This is a genomic window from Lysinibacillus capsici (assembly GCF_003367505.1).
Classification (GTDB): domain Bacteria; phylum Bacillota; class Bacilli; order Bacillales_A; family Planococcaceae; genus Lysinibacillus; species Lysinibacillus capsici.
In genome coordinates this window covers 1-22,814 of record NZ_PXXX01000018.1, presented here as the reverse complement: position 1 = coordinate 22,814, position 22,814 = coordinate 1, and the positions used below count along the sequence as shown (strand labels likewise).

General features: G+C 36.9%; 15 protein-coding genes and 1 riboswitch. Of the genes, 12 read left to right on the top strand and 3 right to left on the bottom strand.

Annotation, left to right across the window (positions count from 1 at the left end):
* Window positions 1-30: 30 nt before the first annotated feature.
* The 9 genes from C7B89_RS15675 to C7B89_RS15635 all read left to right on the top strand — a co-directional run bounded on the left by C7B89_RS15675 (window position 31) and on the right by C7B89_RS15635 (window position 12,716).
* The gene (locus C7B89_RS15675; protein WP_115674079.1) at window positions 31-978 is read left to right on the top strand and encodes an ADP-ribosylglycohydrolase family protein; all 948 of its coding nucleotides are present in this window, start codon (window positions 31-33) and stop codon (window positions 976-978) included.
* A 29-nt stretch (window positions 979-1,007) separates the two neighbouring features.
* A complete protein-coding gene (locus C7B89_RS15670) occupies window positions 1,008-1,391 on the top strand; it encodes an SMI1/KNR4 family protein (protein ID WP_115674078.1) in 384 nt (127 codons plus the stop codon).
* A 276-nt stretch (window positions 1,392-1,667) separates the two neighbouring features.
* Window positions 1,668-1,826 carry a competence pheromone ComX gene (gene comX, locus C7B89_RS15665; protein ID WP_048392269.1) on the top strand — a complete coding sequence of 53 codons (159 nt, stop codon included), beginning with the start codon at window positions 1,668-1,670 and terminating at the stop codon, window positions 1,824-1,826.
* Window positions 1,827-1,876: 50 nt separating this feature from the next.
* Window positions 1,877-4,156 carry an ATP-binding protein gene (locus C7B89_RS15660; RefSeq protein ID WP_112118808.1) on the top strand — a complete coding sequence of 760 codons (2,280 nt, stop codon included), beginning with the start codon at window positions 1,877-1,879 and terminating at the stop codon, window positions 4,154-4,156.
* Window positions 4,157-4,420: 264 nt separating this feature from the next.
* Window positions 4,421-7,270 carry a hypothetical protein gene (locus C7B89_RS15655; protein WP_115674077.1) on the top strand — a complete coding sequence of 950 codons (2,850 nt, stop codon included), beginning with the start codon at window positions 4,421-4,423 and terminating at the stop codon, window positions 7,268-7,270.
* A gap of 153 nt (window positions 7,271-7,423) precedes the next feature.
* Window positions 7,424-8,725 carry a hypothetical protein gene (locus tag C7B89_RS15650; protein WP_048392271.1) on the top strand — a complete coding sequence of 434 codons (1,302 nt, stop codon included), beginning with the start codon at window positions 7,424-7,426 and terminating at the stop codon, window positions 8,723-8,725.
* A gap of 300 nt (window positions 8,726-9,025) precedes the next feature.
* Window positions 9,026-10,246, top strand: a complete 1,221-nt coding sequence (locus C7B89_RS15645; protein ID WP_115674076.1) for an MFS transporter — start codon at window positions 9,026-9,028, stop codon at window positions 10,244-10,246.
* Between the two features lie 19 nt (window positions 10,247-10,265).
* Window positions 10,266-11,681, top strand: a complete 1,416-nt coding sequence (locus C7B89_RS15640; protein WP_115674075.1) for a M20 family metallopeptidase — start codon at window positions 10,266-10,268, stop codon at window positions 11,679-11,681.
* A 69-nt stretch (window positions 11,682-11,750) separates the two neighbouring features.
* A complete protein-coding gene (locus C7B89_RS15635) occupies window positions 11,751-12,716 on the top strand; it encodes a glutaminase (RefSeq protein WP_048392274.1) in 966 nt (321 codons plus the stop codon).
* A gap of 34 nt (window positions 12,717-12,750) precedes the next feature.
* On the opposite strand, the gene C7B89_RS15630 is transcribed toward C7B89_RS15635, so the two are convergent.
* Entirely contained in the window at window positions 12,751-14,088 is a 1,338-nt protein-coding gene (locus C7B89_RS15630) for an amino acid permease (RefSeq protein ID WP_066036347.1), read from the bottom strand.
* A 152-nt stretch (window positions 14,089-14,240) separates the two neighbouring features.
* Window positions 14,241-14,317: riboswitch (glycine riboswitch) on the bottom strand.
* Window positions 14,318-14,841: 524 nt separating this feature from the next.
* A complete protein-coding gene (locus tag C7B89_RS15625; RefSeq protein ID WP_004231073.1) occupies window positions 14,842-15,228 on the bottom strand; it encodes a rhodanese-like domain-containing protein in 387 nt (128 codons plus the stop codon).
* Between the two features lie 212 nt (window positions 15,229-15,440).
* Here C7B89_RS15625 and C7B89_RS15620 point away from each other — a divergent pair, with 212 nt between their 5' ends.
* The 3 genes from C7B89_RS15620 to C7B89_RS15610 all read left to right on the top strand — a co-directional run bounded on the left by C7B89_RS15620 (window position 15,441) and on the right by C7B89_RS15610 (window position 19,607).
* On the top strand, window positions 15,441-16,271 hold the full coding sequence (locus C7B89_RS15620; protein WP_048392686.1) for a lipoate--protein ligase family protein: 831 nt from the start codon (window positions 15,441-15,443) through the stop codon (window positions 16,269-16,271).
* A gap of 200 nt (window positions 16,272-16,471) precedes the next feature.
* Entirely contained in the window at window positions 16,472-19,042 is a 2,571-nt protein-coding gene (locus C7B89_RS15615) for a vitamin B12-dependent ribonucleotide reductase (RefSeq protein WP_048392276.1), read from the top strand.
* Window positions 19,043-19,454: 412 nt separating this feature from the next.
* Window positions 19,455-19,607 carry an IS3 family transposase gene (locus C7B89_RS15610; RefSeq protein WP_081010949.1) on the top strand — a complete coding sequence of 51 codons (153 nt, stop codon included), beginning with the start codon at window positions 19,455-19,457 and terminating at the stop codon, window positions 19,605-19,607.
* Between the two features lie 87 nt (window positions 19,608-19,694).
* Here C7B89_RS15610 and C7B89_RS15605 read toward each other — a convergent pair whose 3' ends face one another.
* Window positions 19,695-22,655: an S-layer homology domain-containing protein gene (locus tag C7B89_RS15605; protein WP_115674074.1), complete on the bottom strand. Its 2,961-nt coding sequence runs from the start codon at window positions 22,653-22,655 to the stop codon at window positions 19,695-19,697.
* Between the last annotated feature and the right edge of the window lie 159 nt (window positions 22,656-22,814).

Here is a 22,814-nt window from a genome sequence, read left to right as displayed (position 1 = left end):
TAAATTAAATTAAAGCTAGGGGTGGCATCTATGGTAGATACAAAATTGAGGGAGCGGGTGTTTGACACTTTATACGGTGGGATTATCGGTGATCTAATGGGCGTACCTGTTGAGTTTAAACAAAGAGGGACTTTCCATGTGCAAGATGTGATGGGGTACGGTACTTACAATCAGCCACCTGGTACTTGGTCTGATGATACTTCTTTAACACTCTGCCTGGTCGAGAACATTATTGAAAATGGGGATACCAAAACATTAATGAATAAATTTGTACAATACATGGAGCAGGGCTATCTCACACCATTTGGCGAAATGTTTGATATTGGAATTACTACAGCTGAAGCCGTTTCGAACTATAAAAAAGGTGTTCCGCCAGCAAAATGTGGTAAAACGGGCGAGTTTGATAATGGCAATGGTACGTTAATGAGAATTGCTCCTTTAGTATTCGTTGTCATGCATGAGGTAGATTTTACTAAAAGAAAAGAATTAGTTCATCAGTATACAGAGATTACTCATGGTCACCCACGTTCTATAGTAGGGTCCATCATTTACATTGAACTATTATTAAGCTTATACCGAAATAATTCACTAGAAGTGGCCTTAAAAGAGGTCTTTGAACTACTTCAAAATAATTTACAAAATGAAATGAAAGCAGAGTTAAATGCTTATGCAAGGATTTTTCATGAAAACTTTTTAAATACGCCTGAAGACGAGATTCAATCGAGTGGCTATATTGTTCATTCACTAGAAGCCGCTATTTGGTGTGTAGGTAATTCTACAACATTTAAAGAAGCGATTCTGATGGCAGTTAATTTAGGAGAAGATACGGACACCGTTGCAGCAATTACAGGATCGATCGCGGGAATGTATAAACAGTTGGACAATATTCCAGAAGAATGGTTAGGTAAAATTGTCAGTAAACAAAAGGTTGATGCCTTAATCCTGGCGTTTTATGAATTTTGTGCAGCGCAGACGTAAAAAAGTTTATTGGAAAGGACGGTGACGACATGTTACCTATACATAATAGCTATACAGCTAATCTACCAGCAACAGATCACCAAATTGTACACATAGAACATAGGCTGAATTGCCAACTTCCGAGTGCGTATACACTTGTATTAAAGGAAAGTAACGGTTTATCGTTTACGAATGGCGTGTTCATTTATGGTACAGAGGAAGTAATAGAAAGAAACCAGACTTGGGAAGTGGAGGAATATGCAAAAGGCTATATTGCAATTGGTGATGATAGTGGAGGAATGGTCTTTTTAATGAACATAAAGGCAGAGGATTATCGTGTTTTAGCAGTAGATAGTGGTGATATGAACCCAGAGCATGCAACATTGATTACTTGTGATTTCTACAAGTGGCTACAAGAAGGGTGTCAGTATTAGCAAAAGAGAAAAATGAAAAGCTTCTTCCTACTAGAAGGAAGGAGCTTTTCATTTGTTTTTATGTCTATTTTTGGAGAAAAATAATTGAAAATAAAGCAAAATTATTACGTAATCTATTATTTTTTGAATTTTTTAGAAAATTATGTTGAATTATTGGAGAGAGGTAGTATAATGAAAATATAGTTACATAAATGGTTAATAATTCCTTATTAAGAGGAATTATTGGCAAAAAATAGTGACTATAAACTAAAAAAATGAAGAAATGAGGCGATTTTAATGATTAACATGATTCAGTATTTAGAGCAAAATCCGACGTTAGTGACATTGTTAAAAGAAAAAAAAGCTTCTCTCATTGGTGTAACAGAACTTGAACAAAAAGCAATATTAGATTCTTTTGAAGAAAAGTTAGGTCCTGAGTGGGGACTGTGGAACTAAAATTAAAAATAAAAGAAAAATGGTTTTTGAGTGCTATAAGTATCTATTTAATGTTGGGTGTTTATTTATTATTTATTACTTATAGCACTTCATTTTTAGGTATAAAAATAAAAAAAGAGAATGAACAATGGCTTGTAACGGATTTTTATTATAAAGACTGGGCAGCAGAACGACAAATAACTCCTGGAGATAATGTAGTAAAAATCGATGGAAATAAAATAAACGACATTCCATTTATAAAAAGTGAATATATTATCAGGGAAGCAAAGAGTTTAACCATAATGCAACCTAATGGGAATTTGGTTCACATCCAAATAAAACCATTAGCTATTCCTGAGTATTTTTATTTTGTATTTATAGTACCAACGTGTTACTTTTTCTTAACTTTAATGATTTCATTGTATTTATATTTTAAACAAAGAAATACGCCATTATTGGATTTATTGATATTGTTTATATTAACTGTATCATTAGCATATGTAAGCTTAGGTGCCTCTGGTATCTTAAATAATTTTGGAATTATTGTTAATCGCGGTAGTATGCTACTCTGCCTAGTTCTTTTATTACATTTTTTAAAAGAGTATTTTAGCTTTCTGAATATAAAATGGCCGTTGTTAAAAAATATTAAGGTATTATATATACTTCCTCTAACTGTAGTAATTCTAAGTATCTTCGGTATAGTCTTTGACGACATTCATTCTCTAGTTTCAAGTATTATTTTGGGCATATTTTTCTTATTACTAGTAGCCATTCTTAGCATTATGATTATTAGTTATATTATATATAGAGTGCCAAAACTTAAAATACTTATTAGTAGTATTATTATTCCATTTATACCTTTCTTATTTCTATATGCGTTACCTGAGACTTTTTTTCATAGGCAAATTCTTTCGGCAGATATAAGTTCCATATTTCTTTTACTAATTCCATTCAGCTTCATTTTTACACAACTCACTGAACGTATTTTTGATATGGAGTATTTCATTTCTCGATTGCGTTATTATTTTAATTTCTCATTTGGCTTTACGATATGGCTGTTAATCGGTTTATATTTATTTGCAGATTTATCAGTTTCGCGCATGACAGAGATTTTCTTTTTTGCCTTTCTATCGTTAATGGCGTTGTTCTACATTAAAGAGCGGATTGATTATCGTAAGCGGAAAATTTTATTTTCTACAAAAGGCGACTACATCCACCGCTTGTATACGACCGTTGAGAGTATTGGTAGAGTGGTGAAGATTGAGGACTTATTGGAGAAATTTGTACAAGAGGTTGTGGTTCAGCTTGAAATGGAAAGTGTGTATGTGCTCACATATGATTTTCAAACACATCAAGTTACCTTAACAAATAAATCAAAAGAATACACGCAGCATCAAATAGATGAGGTACTAGTCGAACGATTAGGCTTGGGAGATATAAAGAAGACAGATCATTTCTATATCGCCTTTATTCATCAGGATGTGAACTATAAACGAATCCTTGTTGTGGATCATAATAAAACGATTTATCTCAAGGACGAGGAACTGCTATGGCTAGAATTATTACTGCTCTATTTAAATAATTTTATCGAAAACACAAAAATGGTTGAGGAGCTTTTAAATCAGTTAAAGCATATGAAAGAAGCTGATAATCGACAGCTACCATGGCTCAATAAATTACTCTGGCTAAGGTTCGAGGAAGAAAAATATCAGTTAGCACAGGAACTTCATGATACGATTTTACAAGAACAACTGCACATTGCAAGGGAAATGGATGTCCTCATGCATACCAAAGAAAAAGAGGAGATCCCATCTAAACTTATAAAGCTTCATGAACATATGATTATCTCTCTGAATGATTTGAGGGGCTACTGCGAAAACTTAAAGCCACCTCTATTAGATACATTGGGCTTAAATGCAGCCCTTGAAAAATTAATACAGAAAATTCATAAACGGGCTAATTTTGTTTTGATATATACGATTGACCGCCTCTATTTAGAGGATGAGCGTTTAAATTTAATGATTTATCGACTGTTTCAAGAATTATTAAACAATGCGTTAAAACATTCCTATGCTAATACAGTTGAAATACATTTATTGGGCACCGAAGAGGGATTCCAAATTTTGTATAGCGATGATGGTGTGGGTTGTAATATAGATGATATTCTACTTGCCGATTCTATGGGCATACAAGGCATGCAGGAGCGCGTTCAAGCTTTTAATGGGAAATTCGCATTAGATAGCAAAGTAGGAGAAGGGATGACGATTCGTATCCAAGTAAGTGAAACCCAACATACGAATCCCTATACCTATAAGACCCTGACCCGACCAACTTATATGATACGAGGATAACCAGATGAAGCGGAAGCATAAGTGCATATATTTTTTTAATACCTTTTAATCTCTTCGTAGAGGCTACGAATGTGGGTTAGAAGGCTTTTGTTTGAAAAGTATTTATTTATAATCAAAAATGATAAAACGTTATCAAAAAAATATTATTTGGTAAATAGTAAATCAGGAAAAAATACACTTTTTAGAGTATTTACCTAATATTCAAGGAAATTATGGCCATATGACCGATATAATTCAGGAGAAGGATTGAGGAGGTCAATAGATTTGAATAAAAAATTATTTTTAACAGCAGCAGCTATTCCTGTTGCACTTATCGTTCCCACTGTAGCAGGTGCGGCCGAAACAGTTTCAGTCACTGGAGAAAATATTGTCAATGCAACATTAAAAGTAGAAAAATTACCAAATGATACAATCGTCAATGCCTATCAATGGTATTATCTAGAGGAAATTACTGGTGAAGAGGGTTCAACAAATAAGCCCATCTCTGGAGCAACATCTATTTCCTTAAAAGTGCCCGTTGAAGCAGCTGGAAAAAGCATTTTTGTGGAAGCAACTACGACAGACGGTAAAAAATTTAAAAGTGCACCGCGCACTATTCAGCCATTAGAGCTCGATATCACCATTCCAACGTTAGAAGGTCAATCCGCTGGTTTTGTAGCACCGGGAGAAACAGTGAAAGTGGCTGGTATTACTGTAACTGATAAGAATGGTGCAAAATTGCAAAGTGATCAAATTACATATAGTTATCAATGGTTTTATAAATTAGGCGATAACTCCTTTACTATCATAGAGGGAGCTGCAGGTAGTACATATACGATTCCGAAGGATGCCATTGAAAAGGATATTAAAAATATTGCTGTTACTGTCAAAGCAAAAGTGGGTCTTTCTTTTGCGGAATCTAAACTATCTGATACCATCACAGTCTCTAAACAACCCACTGATACTTTAACGAAAGAGATTAAAGCTTTACTGGTCAATGATAATAAATACAATGTATCAAGCTTAGCAGAATTTAGTGCTAAAGTTGCGGAACTAGAAAAAAACTATCAATCCTTATCAGCGGCAGCTAAAGGTAATGTGTCTAATTATGATGTCTTAAAGCGAGCACTTGCTGATGTTGAATTAATAACTAAGTTAAATGAAAAATGGAGCAAAATAGAGACTAGTAATGAAAAAGAAATAAAGGAACTAGAAGAGGCTTATAATAAGCTAGATCTGTTACAGCGTAGCTTAGATGTAGATGAGACCCTATATACGAGCATTAAAAAACTATTAAACGAGCCAAATGATCTTGAAGAGATAAAAGAAGTCAGAAAACTCAATCAAGCTATTATTAATTTATTATCTTATGAGAATTCACTTGTGAAATATGTAGCTTCGGATGTTGATTCCTTACAAGCGAGCGTGAAGACAATCGAAGCGGATATTGAGAAATTATCACAAAGCTACCGAGCCGCTGTTCAAAACCAAGCAATTTTGTCTGAGGCTAAATCGGATATTAAAAAGGTCGAGCAATTCATTAAATCATTTGATAAATTAGCTACAAATAGTACGCCTAATAAACAAGTGACGACTGCTAAATCAATCCGTACAGCCTATGAAAAATTAACGTATAAACAATTAAAATTAGTGCCAGATGTGTATGTGCAGCGTTTGACTACAGCAGAACGTGCAGAAGAAAGCCAAATTATAAATTTAAATAATGTTATAGATAGCTATATTAGCGATGATGTTTATCCGTTCAATCCGTCTGCTGGTTCATGGCAAAGTCATGTCAATAATGTTAATCAAATGATCAAGGAATATAAGAGCTTAACAAAAGCCTCCGCAGCACAAATTAATGGCTACGATAGTCTTGTTACCTTACAGAAAGATTTAAAAGCAGCTGAAAAAGTAATTAAAGATATGGATGCCTATCAAAAATTATCTGCAACAACTGGTGTAACGGAAAGTAAACTTAATTCAAGCTATACAAGTACTTTAAAAGCTTATAATAATCTTACAAATTTACAGCAATCACTTGTATATAATGCTGAAGAATTTTTACTAAACACGCCAAAGATTTCAGTTGATGGCAATGGTAAAGTGCCTACTGATAAAGCAGCAGCAGAGGCGTTAAAGGCGGATATAGCCAAATTTGCGGATGTTACGAAATATTCATTCAATCAATTAGAAACCGCTGTTAATACAGCTTCTGAATCCTATAAAAAATTGTCTTCAGCTGCAAGAAAATACGTGACAAATTATTATTTATTAACAGCAGCAAATAAGGATATTACAGGAGTAAAATCATTTTATAAAAAAATACAGACTGCTAGAGAAGAAACAGATGCTGCGAAAAAGGCTAAAAAAATTGAATCAGTGCAAAAAGCTTATGCGAAATTACCTGCGAATCAGCAGCATTTAGCAAAAGAACAATATGAAGCTTTATTAAAAAATCAAAATATAGATGAAAATGCATCGAAAATTACACAGCTAAATAATGATATTGCCACAATTGTTTCCAATAATCTCTATGTCGTAACGATTGAACGTATTAAAAATCTTTCTACACAATATAGTAGCCTTAGTTCAAGTGAGAAAAAACTGATTACGAACTATGATATTTTAAAAACTGCGCTTGCAGAAGTGAAAAAAGTGGAAAGCTTTATGAAGACCTATGAGAAATCCTTTGCTTCAAATCCCAGCACTGTGATCAAGGCATATGAAAAGCTTACATCTAAACAAGTGAGCCTGATTGATGCAGGAACTAGACAATTGATCATTGATAAGCAAAAAGGACAACAGCAAACGAATGAAAATGCATTGTCATTAATTGAATCCATCAATTCACTTCTTGTAAAAGGTGAATATATCAATGGTTTACAGGAGAAAGTAAGTGAAATCCGTAAAGCCTATGATGCTCTGAGTGATGCTGATAAGAAGGTTGTTAAAAATTATTCGAAGCTCACGCAAGCAGAGGGTGATTTGAAGAAGGTTGAAGAGGTGCATGCTATATACGAACCAGCAGGGAGCAGTAATGATGCTGCACGTAAAGCATGGCAAACAGCCTATGGGAAGCTCTCTAAAAGATTAGAGTTACTCTATACAAACATGTATCCAACCGAGCAATAATTGTTACTTCCAGATGGCCTCGAACAGTTTTCGAGGCTTTTCTTTATACATAAGATTTGTCTAGTAATTTGATTGTCCGCTATACTATGTACAACAAAGGAATAAATTTTTTACATAAAGATTGTAGTTTCACAAAGAAGGTAGGAACAAAAGATGTATAAAATAGGTGTTGTTGGTCCCATTCAATCCGTTGAAAGAATTATTGCCTTAGCACGAGAAATCGAACAGGATATGGAATTTATTCCGTATATATATGAAGTGGCGACGGAAACAAAGCATCTTGTGGAGACACATAATCAGGCTGTCGATTTCTGGTTGTTTTCTGGTTACATCCCTTATAAGCTTGCCAGTCAAACGAATGTATCCAAAGATAAATTGACCCATATTATTTTTTCCGAAGCGGCTATTTATCGGGGTTTTTTAGAGCAATCCTATCAGCAAAAAAAGTTTATAGAAAATGTTAGTATCGATATTATTCCTTCGCCTTCTCAAATGGCTTCAGAAAGTCTTGCAGAGATTCAGCATAATGTCCATCATATGTATTTAAAGGAATTTGATGTCGCTATTGATCCACAAGAGCTATTTGATTTCCATTATAGTCTTTGGCAGGCGAGCAAAATTGATTTTGCGATTACTTGTTATCCCTCTGTTGATGAAGAGCTGAAGAAACGAGGCGTTCCATCTTATTGGGTTTCCCCGACAAAAACAGAAATTTATCATACAGTTCAGCTTTTTACAGAGAAGATCAAAACGTCCTACTATAAAGAGACACAAATTGGTGCAGTCATGCTTGAAATTAAGGACTTTGATTCATTAAAAGAGCGCATGAAGCAAGGCTATCGTATTCAATATTTAGAATTGCGTACGAAGGAAAATCTACTACAGCTCTGTGAACAGATTGATGGCTCTCTTATTGAAGAGGGGAATGGTAAATATACGATCTTTAGTACAAGAGGTGCGATTGAAGGGCAAATACGATTTTTACAGGAAAAAATGTATCAGTTGTCGATTGAAATGGAGACGAAGGTGACAGCAGGCATTGGCTTTGCTCAAACAGTGTTCAATGCTGAGTTACATGCTCACCGAGGACTAAGACAGACGAAGGAAAACGAGGCTATTGACATCGTGATGATACAGGATGATGGCACCATTATTGAATCGGTAGGGAATGTAGAAGAGCTATCCTATTCCTACCGAGCAGAGGACCCTTATATTTTGGAAAAACTAAAAAAAGGGAATATTAGTATTAAAACCTATATGAAAATCCATGCACTTGTACAAAAAATGCATTGGAAGCATTTTACGACAAAGGATTTGGCGTCACAACTGCAAATGAGCGAGAGAAATGCCCAACGAATCGTAGCAGATTTATGTAATGTAGATTTAGCGAGAATTTGTGGGGAAGAATTACAGCATACTCGAGGCAGACCTATTAAAATGTATCAACTTGTCTAAAAACAAAAATGTCCCAAACCAATATATGGTGTGGGACATTTTTTTATGCTTTTTGAAGTCTTAAATACTGATAAATTAATGAATTTAGCGGTTATTTAGGTAAATAATATGGATTTACGATGACGATTATCTATTAAAAATTTTCAAAAAAATATTGTCTTTTTATTGAACTTTGATTATTATACGAATATATAACGAAAATGTCGGTATATAAAAGGGGATTTACGGACAAGGGGGCAAGCATATTCAAGAATAGTCGTGGCAATAAAGAGAGGATTTCTATATATGGGAGGGATATGAATGACAACAAATGAAATAACGAAGAAATCTAGAAATGTCATCCTTGCACTTTTATTTTTAGGCTGGTCTTTAGGGAATTTAGATCGCTATATTATGAACTATGCAGTAGTTTCGATTACAGGGGATTTGCAACTGGATGCATCTTCAACTGGTATTATTTTAAGCGCTTTCTTTTTAGGCTATGCCATTATGCAAATACCGGGTGGCTGGCTTGCCGATAAGTTTGGCGCAAAACGAGTTTTATTGATGGCTGTTATCACGTGGTCTATTTTTACTGGTCTAACAGCCATTGCTTGGTCTTTAACAGCGATGATTGTGATTCGTTTTTTATTTGGCATTGGTGAGGGTGGTTTTCAGCCATCAAGCTCTAAAATTATTGCTACGATTTTCCCAAAAGAGGAAAGAGGTAGAGCGATGTCCATCATGCTTACTTCTGGTGGCATTGTTTCACTCATCGTCCCTTTGCTAGCTGCTTATTTATTAGGAACGATTGGCTGGCGCATGATGTTTATCATCATTGGGGCAATAGGGGCAATAATTGCCTTTATATATTGGAAATACATTCAACTCCCGCAAGATGAGGCAGCTACAGCTGGAACAGAAAATACTACGAACAAAGTGAATTTTAAAGAGTTACTGAAAACACCCCTAATGTGGAATTTAATCATTGCTTATTTTTGTATTTATGCAGTGAACTGGGGATTAGTTTCTTGGATTCCAACATATCTTCAAAAAAATCGAGGCTTGGATTTAATGTCCATTGGTTGGGCGCAAACAATACCTGCGATTACAACGATAATTGGTGTATATGGTAGTGGCTATATCATTGATAAGCTACCAAAAGGTATGGAGAAAGTGTTAGGCTCCATCTCCTGCGCAGTCATTGGTCTTTTATTGTATTTAATGTTTACTGCCAAAACAGTGACGTTATTTATTGGTTACCAAACAGTCGTTTCGATATTTATTGCGTTTGTCATTACATTACTACCTGTTATTGTACTCAAGAAATTACCTTCTTCTATCACAGGTTCTGCAATGGGGATTGCCAATACAGGGGGACAATTAGCAGGGTTTGTTACACCGATGGCAATTGGATTTATGGTGGATGCCTTTAATGGCTCCTTTGATGCAGCCTTTTGGATGTTAATTGGCTTTGCGCTTATCTGTATTGTGTCGCTTGTCACACTAAACGACCAAAAAGGAACATTGTTAAAAGCATAATGAAATTGGAGGGACAAATATGAGTTATCATGAGAAAATTTCAATGTTAATTGAAGCAAAACAGCAAGCTACAGTAGCATTAAGCGATGCAATTTGGGCTGTACCCGAGCTTCATTTTCAAGAAAAGAAATCGATGGAATATATGAAACAGGCACTAGAAAAAGAGGGTTTTCAAACACAAGTCGGTGTTGCGGGTCTTGAAACAGCGCTTGTTGGAACTTATGGTTCTGGCAAGCCTGTAATTGCCTTTTTAGGTGAATATGATGCGCTTCCAGGCTTGAGTCAAAAAGGTGGGGCGACACAACATGAGCCTCTTGTGGATGGTGGAAGCGGACATGGCTGTGGTCATAACTTATTAGGTACTGGCGCATTCGCAGCTGCTGTTGCTGTAAAGGATTATTTAGAGCAAAATCATCAGTCAGCAACAATCCGTTTTTACGGTTGCCCTGCAGAGGAGAATGGATCTGGTAAAGCTTATATGGCAAAGGCTGGCCTTTTTGATGATGTTGATATCGCGATCTCTTGGCATCCAGGTACGTTTTCGACTGTGATGACGTGTAGTTCTCTAGCAAACTATGCCGCAACGTTTAAGTTTACGGGCAAAAGTGCTCATGCCGCAGCTGCACCACATCTTGGACGAAGTGCTTTAGATGCTGTTGAGCTTATGAATGTTGGGGTAAACTACTTACGAGAACACATCATTCCAGAAGCACGTGTGCATTATGCCATTACTAATTCTGGCGGAACTTCGCCAAATGTAGTTCAACCATATGCAGAGGTAACGTATCTAGTTAGGGCACCTAAAAAGCAGCAAGTACAGGAAATTTATCAACGCGTTGAGAACATTGCAAAGGGTGCCACAATGATGACAGGGACGTCAGTGGACATCGAGTTTGAAGGTGCTGCTTCGAATCTTATTACAAATAAAACACTTTATGATGTGATGTATCAACAAATACTTGAAATTGGTATGCCAGACTATACAATAAAGGATGAACAGTATGCGCAGGCTATTTTCAATACGTTTACACCAGAAGTACAAGCAGCTTCATTAGTGGGCTTGCGTAAAGAAGATGCCAAGCTATTACAAGGAAAAGTGATTGCTGATCATGTTCCAGGCATGCTACCTGAATTTATTATGGGTGGCTCTACAGATGTTGGAGATGTTAGCTGGAACGTACCAACCGTACAGTGTACAACTGTATGCATGGCATTAGGGACACCATTACATACATGGCAGGTAGTGTCTCAGGGAGTGACCCCAATAGCGCATAAAGGAATGCTACAGGCTGCTAAAATTATGGCTTGTACAGCCTTAGCGTTGCTGGATAATCCTCTATACATTGAAAAAGCGAAAAAGGAATGGCAAGAACGTCTAGATGGTGAAACATATCAATCTTTAATTCCAGAGGGAACACAGCCACCTAAGCGCTAACAGGATAGAGTCTTCATAGGAGAACTATGAAGGCTCTGTTTTTGCCTCATTTTGAAAGGAGAACGCGACATGTCAACACAACCCAATCATCAGCATCATCTTCTAGCACAGTGGGTATCACAGTATCGTGCAGCTACTAAAGAAGGGCAATGTGCTAATTATATCCCTGCTTTAGCCAAAAAAGATCCTAATCAATTAGCTGTGGCGATTGTGGGGACTGAAGGCCACGAAATCAAAGCGGGAGATACCGAAGAACTATTTACCCTTCAAAGCGTTTCCAAGGTTATTACCTTTATTTTAGCCTGTATGGATCGAGGCTTACCATATGTTTTAGAAAGAGTAGATGTTGAGCCAACAGGAGATACCTTTAACTCAATTATTCGCTTAGAAAGTCATCAGCCAGGTAAACCCTTTAACCCGATGATTAATGCTGGGGCTATTACGGTATCCTCCATGTTGGCTGGTCATTCTCCACAAGAGAAGGTCACAAAGATTCTACAATTTTTAGAACAAATCATAGGCAAGCAATTGAGTATCAATGAAGAAGTATTCCAGTCAGAGTGGCAAACGGCTAATCGTAATCGAGCATTGGCCTATTACTTAATGGATTCAGGGTTTTTAGATTGTCCAGTAGAGGCGGCACTTGAGGTTTATTTGAAGCAATGTGCAATTGAAGTCAATGTATCAGATTTAGCCATGATTGGCCTAGTTATTGCGAATGATGGCTATCACCCACTGTTAAAGAAACAGCTATTCCCAAAACAAGTGGCAAAATTAGCGAAGGCTTTGATGGTAACGTGTGGTATGTACAATGCCTCAGGGAAGTTTGCGGCATTTATTGGTCTCCCTGCCAAAAGTGGTGTATCAGGTGCGATTCTTGCGGCTGTTCCAGGACATGCAGGCCTACACTCGCCGTTTCCTACTGGCTGTGGTATCGGAATTTACGGACCAGCGATTGATCCAATAGGAAACAGTGTGGCAGGTGTACAGTTGCTGAAACAGCTAGCAACAGAATGGGATATGACTATTTTTTAATAAGTGGAAGATGATTTCAGCGCTTAGTCTGAAGTCATCTTTTTTTCATTTTATAAATAATAAATAAAACGATAAACCAAATTGGTGTTAACAGCAGTGCCGTACGCGTAGCCTCAGAAATAAACATCACCATTAATAAAAAGGCGAAAAACGCAAGCACGACGTAGTTGATAAAAGGTGTCAGTGGTGCTTTGAAGATTGAAGCTTCATGTAAAGCACGTTTTTTTCGTTTGTAGATAATGTGCGAAATGATGATAATGCTCCACACCCATATAAAACAAATTGCACTAATCGTCGTCACAACACTAAAGGCGTTCTCTGGCATCAACTTACTTAACAGAGCACCAGCTGATACAACAATAGTAGAAATAACGAGTGCATTACTTGGTACACTGTTTTTGTTGAGTTTGGCGAATGCTGGAGATGCCTGTTTATTGTTACCAAGATTATAGAGCATCCGACTTGTGGAGAATAACCCACTGTTACCTGCTGAAGCCGCTGAAGTAAGCACAACAAAATTTATAATACCAGCAGCAATCGGTATACCTGCTAATGTAAACACTTGGACAAAGGGGCTGCTTGAAGCAGACATCTCATACCATGGGTTAATACATAAAATGACAAATAATGCCCCTACATAGAAAAGTAAAATGCGAAATGGAATTTTATTAATGGCAGAAGGAATATTTTTTTGAGGATCTGCTGTTTCAGCTGCTGAAACCCCCACTAATTCCACACCAACAAATGCAAAGACAACCATTTGGAAGGCCATTAAAAAGCCGTATATACCATTTGGGAACATGCCTCCATGTGCCCATAGATTTTCAACTGATACTGCTCCTGAGCTAGTTTGGAAGCCAGTTACTAGCATAATAAGACCAATAATAATAAGTGCTACAATTGTAATAACTTTAATAATAGCGAACCAAAATTCTAGCTCACCAAAAAGCTTAACAGTTAATAGATTTAGTAGTAATAACAATACGAGGCAACCAATGGCTGGCACCCATTGTGGGATATCAAACCAATATTGTGTATAAACCCCCACCGCAATAATGTCTGCCATCGCCGTCATAATCCAACAGAACCAGTATGTCCAACCTGTGATATAACCTGCCCAAGGCCCTATGTATTCGGATGCAAAATCCGTAAATGAAGTGTAGCCTGCATTGGATAGTAACAATTCACCTAAGGCACGCATCACAAAAAATAGCGCTGTCCCTACAATTAAGTAGGCTAGGATGATCGAAGGCCCTGCTAAGGCAATAGCTTTTCCAGAGCCTAAAAATAAACCAGTCCCAATTGTTCCACCAATGGCAATAAGCTGTACATGGCGATTTTTTAAATCTCGTTTTAATTGTTGCTGTTCCACGTTAATCCCCCTCAAAGATGCATAAAAAACTATGACTGGAAAAATAAAAAGAGACTAGTTGTGACACTAGTCTCGGAAAAACGTCAGAATAACAAATACCATTTATTCGCAGATGTCTACATGAAATAGTGTAGCATCGCTTATAAAAGCTGTATTACTCCTCTGTCCTTTTGCCTGAGATAGTGAACCCTTCGGCGACGCAATGTGCGCTCTCTCCAGAACTGCTCCTGCTATAGTTTGATCCATAGCATTCATAGCTTATTAACTTGATAATCAATTATTATTGTAAGATATTATACATCCTAACAGTGCTTCTAAAATTATTCAACAATAAATTTTAACTATTTTCAGAAAAATAGAAGAATAGGGTTCGTAACTGGCATATCTCTAACGAAAAATAGTATTTTTGGTCATACAAAGTGTTTCGTGAAGGAGTTTTTAAATATGAGGTGGTTTATTGGAAGATTGCTCAACGTAGCTTTCGAAGTGCTCAAACATAAGTGAAAACCGCTCCAAAAAGACATCAAAGCGCTCATTTTTATGAGGACCCGACTCAAGTAGCGAACTCGTTCAAAGTAGATTTTGTATCAAAAAAGGGGACTATAATGCGTTTTGTTGCTTTACTTTTTTATTTTAATGACATGAAGCTTGTACAGCATCATTTGAAATAGATATAATATAGTAGAAACTCTGAATTTTTTTAAAAAAAAGTCGTCTCATAGTACTTTGAGACGACTTTTTTTGATGAGAGCATTAATATTTTTTTGCTTTTATTTTACCTGTCCAAGTTTTGAAACCACCTTGAAGTTGGTAAATTTGGTTGTACCCACGTTTTTTAAGAAATAGTGCAGCACGTGAGCTACGGCCTGTATTTTGACAGTATAGATATACTGGTAAATCTGGGCGGATTTCTTTATAACGTTGACGTAGTGTTGTCGAAGGCACATTTCGTGCACCAAGAATGTGACCAGCATCAAATTCTTTTTGCTCACGAACATCGATCAGCTGGGCTTTACGATAGCCTTCTATGAATTGCTCTTGTGTTAGGTTGGTTACGGCTTTTTTGAGTCGTAGTGCATTAATTCCGATATATGCAATTGTGACTACTAAAACGACACCGATTGTGATAAGTATGTCCAAGATTTTCTTACCCCTTTCTATCTTCTCTATTATTATAAAAGATGCGCTAGCGATAGTCCAATGAGTTTGATAAAATTAACTAGGTTGTAGCGAAATCACTTTTTTCGTTACACAAGCAATCGTTCGCAATTTGAACTGTAGTATAATATTCGTTAAAGTTGACCCACAGGTGGGGCCTGATGGATCATTTTATATTTGTAGGAGATGAGCATATGACAACTTGGTATTTTTTAAATTCAGGGAAATGTAGTCCTTCTTTTAATATGGCACTAGATGAAGCCTTACTTGATTGGCATAGTGAGGGGTTAATTCCACCAGTAATTCGTTTCTACGAGTGGGAGCCTGCGACATTATCCATTGGTTATTTTCAACAAGCTAAAAGAGATATTAATTTAGATGCTGTGCGTGAACAAGGCTTAGGTTTTGTACGTCGACCAACTGGTGGACGAGCTGTCCTACATGAACATGAGCTAACTTATAGTGTCATTGTGACGGAAAGCTATCCGAATATGCCAGAATCTGTGACAGAGGCATATCGTGTGTTAAGTGAGGGAATTTTGCAAGGTTTCCATAACCTAGGTATGGATGCCTATTTTAGTGTACCTGATACAGAGGAGAAAAGAGCGGACCTGAAGAGTCCAAAAAGTGCTGTTTGCTTTGATGCACCAAGTTGGTATGAACTTGTCGTAGAAGGGAAAAAAATAGCTGGAAGTGCTCAAACACGTCAAAAGGGTGTCATTTTACAGCACGGCGCCATTTTATTAGATTTGGATCAAGAGAAATTATTATCCGTATTTAATTTCTCCAGTGAAGAAGCGAAGAATCGTATGCGTAGAAAGCTACCAGAAAAGGCTGTTGCCATCAACAGTCTTGTAAAAGAGCCAGTGACAGTTGAACAATGTGTGACAGCTTTTAGAGATGGCTTTGCAAAATCGTTGCAAATTGAATTAAAACCATTTACACTTTCTGAGGAGCAATTAGAATATGTCCAAGCTTTAGAAGAAAAAAAATATGCTTCAGATGAGTGGAACTTTAAAAAGTAAAAAATGGTATGAAAAAAATATTTTTTAACGTTCAATCCTAGTCATAACAAGTAGTTCTGAATCTATTAAAAAAAGCAAGAGTTGAATTAAAAAACTATATATAGTATCTTTTTTAAAGACATATACACAATATGTAGTGTTTAACGACACAAGATATTGTGTATTTATTTTGTAATGAAGAAAACAAGGGAGGCTAAACGATGGTACTCACAAATCATCAACCCGAAGTAAACAATCAATTTGAACAGTTAAACAAAGATATTGAACAATTCCCGCAGGTACACCCCGTAACATCTGATATGCATATTACACACAAAGGTGTATCAAGACTTGTCATGATCGATCGCTATTCGTTTAAAGACACAGAAAAGAAAACATTGAAAGCCGGCGACTTTGTTGTATTAACGGTAAAAGCTGATCCGAAATTTCCTGCACGTGGTTTAGGGACAATTCAAAAATTGGATATGTCTACAAAAACAGCAGAGATTTTGATTGAAGAGGATTATCGTAGCGCATTAGACGATCCGCAAGAGCAAGAAACGGGTGTGATTACGCGTTCAATTGACGTGTTAGAAAAGCCTCTTGAGATATTTTATGAACAAATTGCAAAACGAAATGCAACGGGCCTTGCCGCTGTTGAAAAAACACCAGAAAAACGTCAAGAATGGTTTGAAAAATTTTATGAGCAATTAGTATCCTTGAAATTCATTCCAGCTGGACGAGTGATTTATGGAGCTGGTTCTGAAACAGATGTAACTTTCTTTAACTGTTACGTGATGCCATTTGTCGCTGACTCTCGTGAAGGTATCAGTGATCACCGTAAGCAAGTAATGGAGATTATGAGCCGTGGTGGCGGTGTAGGAACAAATGGTTCAACATTACGTCCACGCAACACATTAGCTCGTGGTGTAAACGGTAAATCATCTGGTTCTGTTTCCTGGTTAGATGACATTGCTAAATTGACACATCTAGTGGAGCAAGGTGGATCACGTCGTGGCGCACAAATGATTATGCTAGCAGATTGGCATCCAGATATTGTGGAGTTTATTATTTCCAAAATGCAAAATCCACGTATTCTGCGTTACCTGATCGAAAATACAACGGATGAAACAATCATCCGTCTAGCCAAAGAAAAATTAAACTTCAAGCCACTTTCTATGCAAGAAGAAGCGATGTATCAAGGCATCGTGAATTATAAAAACATTGAAGGCTTAGGTGGATTTGATACAGCGATCATTCGTGAGGCTGAAAATAAATTACGTGATGGTGGCACGTACACTGTTCATAACCCAGAGTTTTTAACAGGTGCCAACATTTCTGTGACATTAACAAAAGAATTTATGGAAGCAGTTGAAAAAGATGCTGACTTCGAGCTTCGTTTCCCAGCTGTTGAAGAATATACAAAGGAAGAAATGAGCGTTTACAACACGAAATGGCATGAAGTTGGTGATGTTCGTGAATGGGAGAAAATGGGCTATAAAGTCCGCACATACCGTACAATTAAAGCAAAAGAGTTATGGAATTTAATTAATGTATGTGCAACATACTCAGCAGAGCCAGGTATTTTCTTCATTGACAACGCCAATGACATGACAAATGCAAAGGCATACGGTCAAAGTGTTGTAGCGACGAACCCATGTGGCGAGCAACCACTTGCACCATATTCTGTGTGTAACTTAGCTGCTGTGAATTTAGCACAGTTTGCGAATAAAGAAAATCAATCAGTTGATTACGAAGCACTACGTGAAACAGTTCGTGTTGGTGTTCGTATGCAGGATAATGTGATTGATGCGACACCTTACTTCTTAGAAGAAAACCGTGTACAAGCTCTTGGTGAACGTCGTGTCGGATTAGGCGTTATGGGCTTAGCCGATTTGCTGATTTACTGTGAAAAAGAATACGGTTCAGAAGCAGGTAATGCGTTAGTCGATGAAATCTTTAAAACAATCGCTGAAACTGCGTATGAGGCGTCTACAGAGCTTGCGAAAGAGCGTGGTAGCTTCCCATTCTTAGTAGGTGCTACAGACGAAGAAACAGCTCGTTTACGTAAAGCCTTTACAGAGACAGGCTTTATGCAAAAAATGCCTGCTCATATCAAAGAGCAAATTTTAGCGACTGGTATCCGTAACTCACATTTATTAACGGTTGCACCAACAGGGTCAACAGGAACAATGGTAGGGGTAGCAACAGGTCTTGAGCCATACTTCTCCTTCACGTACTATCGTTCTGGTCGTCTAGGTAAATTCATTGAAGTAAAAGCTGAAATTGTCCAAGAATATTTGAACCGTCATCCAGAAGTAAATGAGCAAGAGCTTCCAGAATGGTTCGTTACAGCAATGGAGCTAAAACCAGAAGCGCATGCGGATGTGCAATGTATTATTCAAAAATGGATCGATTCATCTATTTCTAAAACTGTAAACGCACCAAAAGGCTATACAGTACAGCAAGTTGAAAAAGTGTACGAGCGACTATATAAAGGTGGCGCTAAAGGTGGTACGGTCTATGTTGACGGTAGCCGTGATTCACAAGTACTTACACTAAAAGCAGAAGAAAATGATATGGATCAACTTTCATTTGAAGAGGAATTGGTTGAAGAACATACAAAACGTCCAGTCGTATTAGTAGATACGATTCAAGCGTTAGAGTCAACAACTGTTATTGGCTCAGACGTTGGGAATACATGCCCAGTATGCCGTAAAGGCACAGTCGAAGAAATGGGCGGCTGTAATACATGTACAAACTGTGGCGCACAGTTGAAATGCGGTCTGTAATTAATATTTTAAATTAATTTGTTGTGGCTTTGAAATAAAGTTGCGATCTATATAATGGCAATGAAATACCTCTTTAGATATTTTATCTAGAGGGGTATTTTTCATGTCTAACACAAACAGAACATCTAAAATTATAATTGGCTGTATAACAAGAAGAATTTTTTGAGGTGCAAATTACTTCAATTAGGCGACTCTTGTTGAGTTGGAGGGGAATGTTAGTACAATAAAAATAAGTGTTGTTAGATACATTAAATAAACTAAATGAAATGATTTTGTGCAGCAATTCATTCAAGCCAGGGGTGGCACTATCAACATCATTGGTGATAACATTCAAGCAAAATAAGATTTTCCTAAGCATGTCTGTAAAGCAACGTGTGCAGACAATGCGGCCATGGAGAACTTCTTTGGCTAAATGTATTACAGAGAAGAATTGATCTCCTACGAAGCGTTTAAGAAGAAAATAGAAAAGTATATCGATTACTATAATAATGATCGAATTAAACAAAAATTGGCCGGCATGAGTTCAGTAAAATACCGAACTTATGCCAGCCAATTAGCTGCATAAATAAAACTCTAACTTTAAGGGGTCACTACCAATACAAGCGATCTAACATTTTTCTTTTTTGTCTCAGCCTCTTGTATTTGGCTTTTTCTATTCTGAAAGCTGTTCTTTTCCAACTGTATCTTTTATATAAGAGTGAGAGTTTGCGGCTTCTTCAATTTCCTTGAATGCCCAATGTGTTGCTTTGACATCTGGGAAGCTTGGTTTTGTCACACCGTTTAATGGACCACGTTCAAACATGCGGTTCATCATTACGACTACTTGTGCACGTGTTAAAGCAACATTTGGTGCAAAGCTTCCATTCTCAAGGCCATTGATGAGGCCTGCAGTACGGTTTGCTTCAATAATCCACTGTGCCCAATGGCCTTCAGTATCCTTGAACGTAATTGCCACACCTTCTTCAACATAAAGCTGTTTATAGTTGGCTACGACTGCCGCCATTTCAGCACGTGTGATGTTGGCATTTGTATGGAAGTTACCATTGTTATCACCATTCATAATGCCCTGTTCTTTTACAAAGGCAATTGCTCCTGCAGCACTATGGTTTTTGGCTACATCTTTAAACGGTGCTTTCTTTAATGCTTGTCCTTCTGTATAGCCTAAAATACGAGCCATCATGATCGCTACTTGTGCACGTGTAACATTCTTATCAGGACCAAATGTGCCGTTTGGGAATCCTTTAATATAAGCTTCATGCTCGCTTACCTCTGGCTTTTCAAATTGAATAATGGTAAACGTACTGAACTTATCTACAGTGAAGCGTAGACAAAGCTCACCCTTTGCCATTGTGACGACTTCAGGAAAGACCACTTTTTTCTCACCATCTGAGTGTTCAATAAAGACGGCTAGTTGCTCTAAGAATCTTTGACGTGCTACTGCTTCTGTTGGTACCTTTACATCTCTTAGTGGTAGTGTTACTTGTACTGGACGACTTGGCATATTCGTTTCTATTGTCATTGGACGAGCTACCACACCCCAATCGTTACTTTGTAGTGTCTCTCGGACAACTTTTTCTACTTTAGCGCGTTCTTCAATCGCTTGACGCTCGCTTTCTTTCTTTACTGGTACTAAACGGAAGTAGAAGTTATCGTCAAGGCCTTCCATTGAGCTTTGTGGAATTGCAATATGACCATTTACTGTTGAAATTTCTAGTGATAAACCATTGTCACGTAATGTTTGTAGAGATTGCTTTGGTATTTCTACTGTTACTTTATCCACTTCATCATTCACATCAGGAATGACGATACGTGCAATGTTATTGCCAATTTGTTTTGCTTTTTCTACAGTTTCTAATGCTTGCGTTGGTGTGAAGTTGACAAAGTCTATCATTTCACCATTGGCATGTTTAGTGCGTTCAATTTCCACTGTTGTTTTTTCAAGTGGATGGTTACCATCAATTTCTAATGCTACTTGGATTTTCGTTGTTGTCGAGCTTGGATTAGTTGTTGCAGGGATAGAATTTGGTGTCCATGTATCACCATTGCTACTTGATTTTTGAACCGTAAAATTAATTTTATATGTTTTTGTTGTAAATCCATCTTCTGCTGTGACAACAATTGTTGTTGTACCTGGTAAACTTGTTGCATTCGTCACGACTGCACTCGCTTTATCCTTATCTGCGACAGTCGGAATTACCTTAGGAACCATAGTAGTGTATGACGGTAATTCGACATTGTATATTTCTTTTTGAGATTCGAACTCTGCTACAGTTGAGGCGTTAACAGTTAGATTACTTAATGTTGCATTATTGCTTAAAGTTGGTGTTAAATTTTTAACCGTAAAATTAATTCTATATGTTTTTGTTGTAAACCCATCTTCTGCTGTGACAACAATTGTTGTTGTGCCTGGTAAACTTGTTGCATTTGTCACAACAGCATTCGCTTTATCCTTATCTGCAACAGTTGCCATTACACCTGGAACCGTAGTAGTACCTGCTGGTAATTCTACGTTGTATATTTCCCTTTCAGATTCAAACTCTGCTACAGTTGAAGCATTAACTGTTAAGTCTCTTAATGTTGCATTATTGCTTACAGTTGGTGTTGAATTATTTTCAACATCCTCTAAAGTCTGTTCAATATTGCTATCTAAACTATAAAAATACTCAACTGTTTTAGCTTCACCAGGTTTCATGTTACCAACAGCAAAAGTTAAACCAATCCATGAATCATAAGTTGTTTCAGCTACTTTACCGTCATCATTAAATGCAGTTGGATCAAATGGATTGGAACTATTAATGGATGCGCGTGATTTTGAATCTGTAGACATCAAAATCAATGCATTTCCAGTAATAGGACCCTTCGATAATACAACAGATTTAGCATCATTCGGATAGTTAAATGGAACCGAATTGATAGTATCAAATATAAGATTCTTATCCGCATCAATATCAGGATCTACAGAACGCATATAACGTACATCTAAAAGTTCTCTATCTGTCATATTCGTCATTTTAACTGTAGCTTTAAAAAATTTATCATTTGCTTTAAATGAAACAGTTTGTTCTATTTTTAATGCACCATCAGACGTTACCCCACTCGTTTTTGCTACTAAATTATCTTCTGTCGATAAATCTTCATTAGTGCTCATTAGAATCTCCATAGATCCTAAAGCATTTGCATTTAAAAATACTTTTGTGCTATCATCACTTTCTTTATAACCAACATAAAATCCTTCGTATGGGCTTCCTGGTAAGAAATAATCGCCACTGTTCATTGCTTCCCCACTATCAAACCCATCAGAATCCACTGTAAATCCTAAATTTTGACGTCCAGTAGGATGGAAATCTATTGGGGCTGCACTTTCCGTTCCAAACGAACCACCTTTTGAAATCCCCATCTCAATGTATTTTCCTCCAAGGAAGATATCATCACCAACTTTTTCATGTCTCGCATAGGAAACATTTTCCGGAACTATCAACTCTTCAGGTTGAGATTCTTCCGGCGCTATCGGCTCTTCAATTTGTGATGCTTCTGCTCCTACAGAACTTACAGGAAACAAGCTAAGTAATAACATACAAATTGTCATTATCAATAAATCTTTGCTTTTTTTCATAACTTTTTCTCCTTTCCGAATAGGATAATGCCTCGTTTTATATTTTTTTATAATGAGGATTCATTAACAAAGTTATTATAAATAAACAAACTCTCAAATAACTCTCAAAAAAATAATGAATTTTCCTATTTAGATAGAAGAGTTTTACAAGTCTTTAAT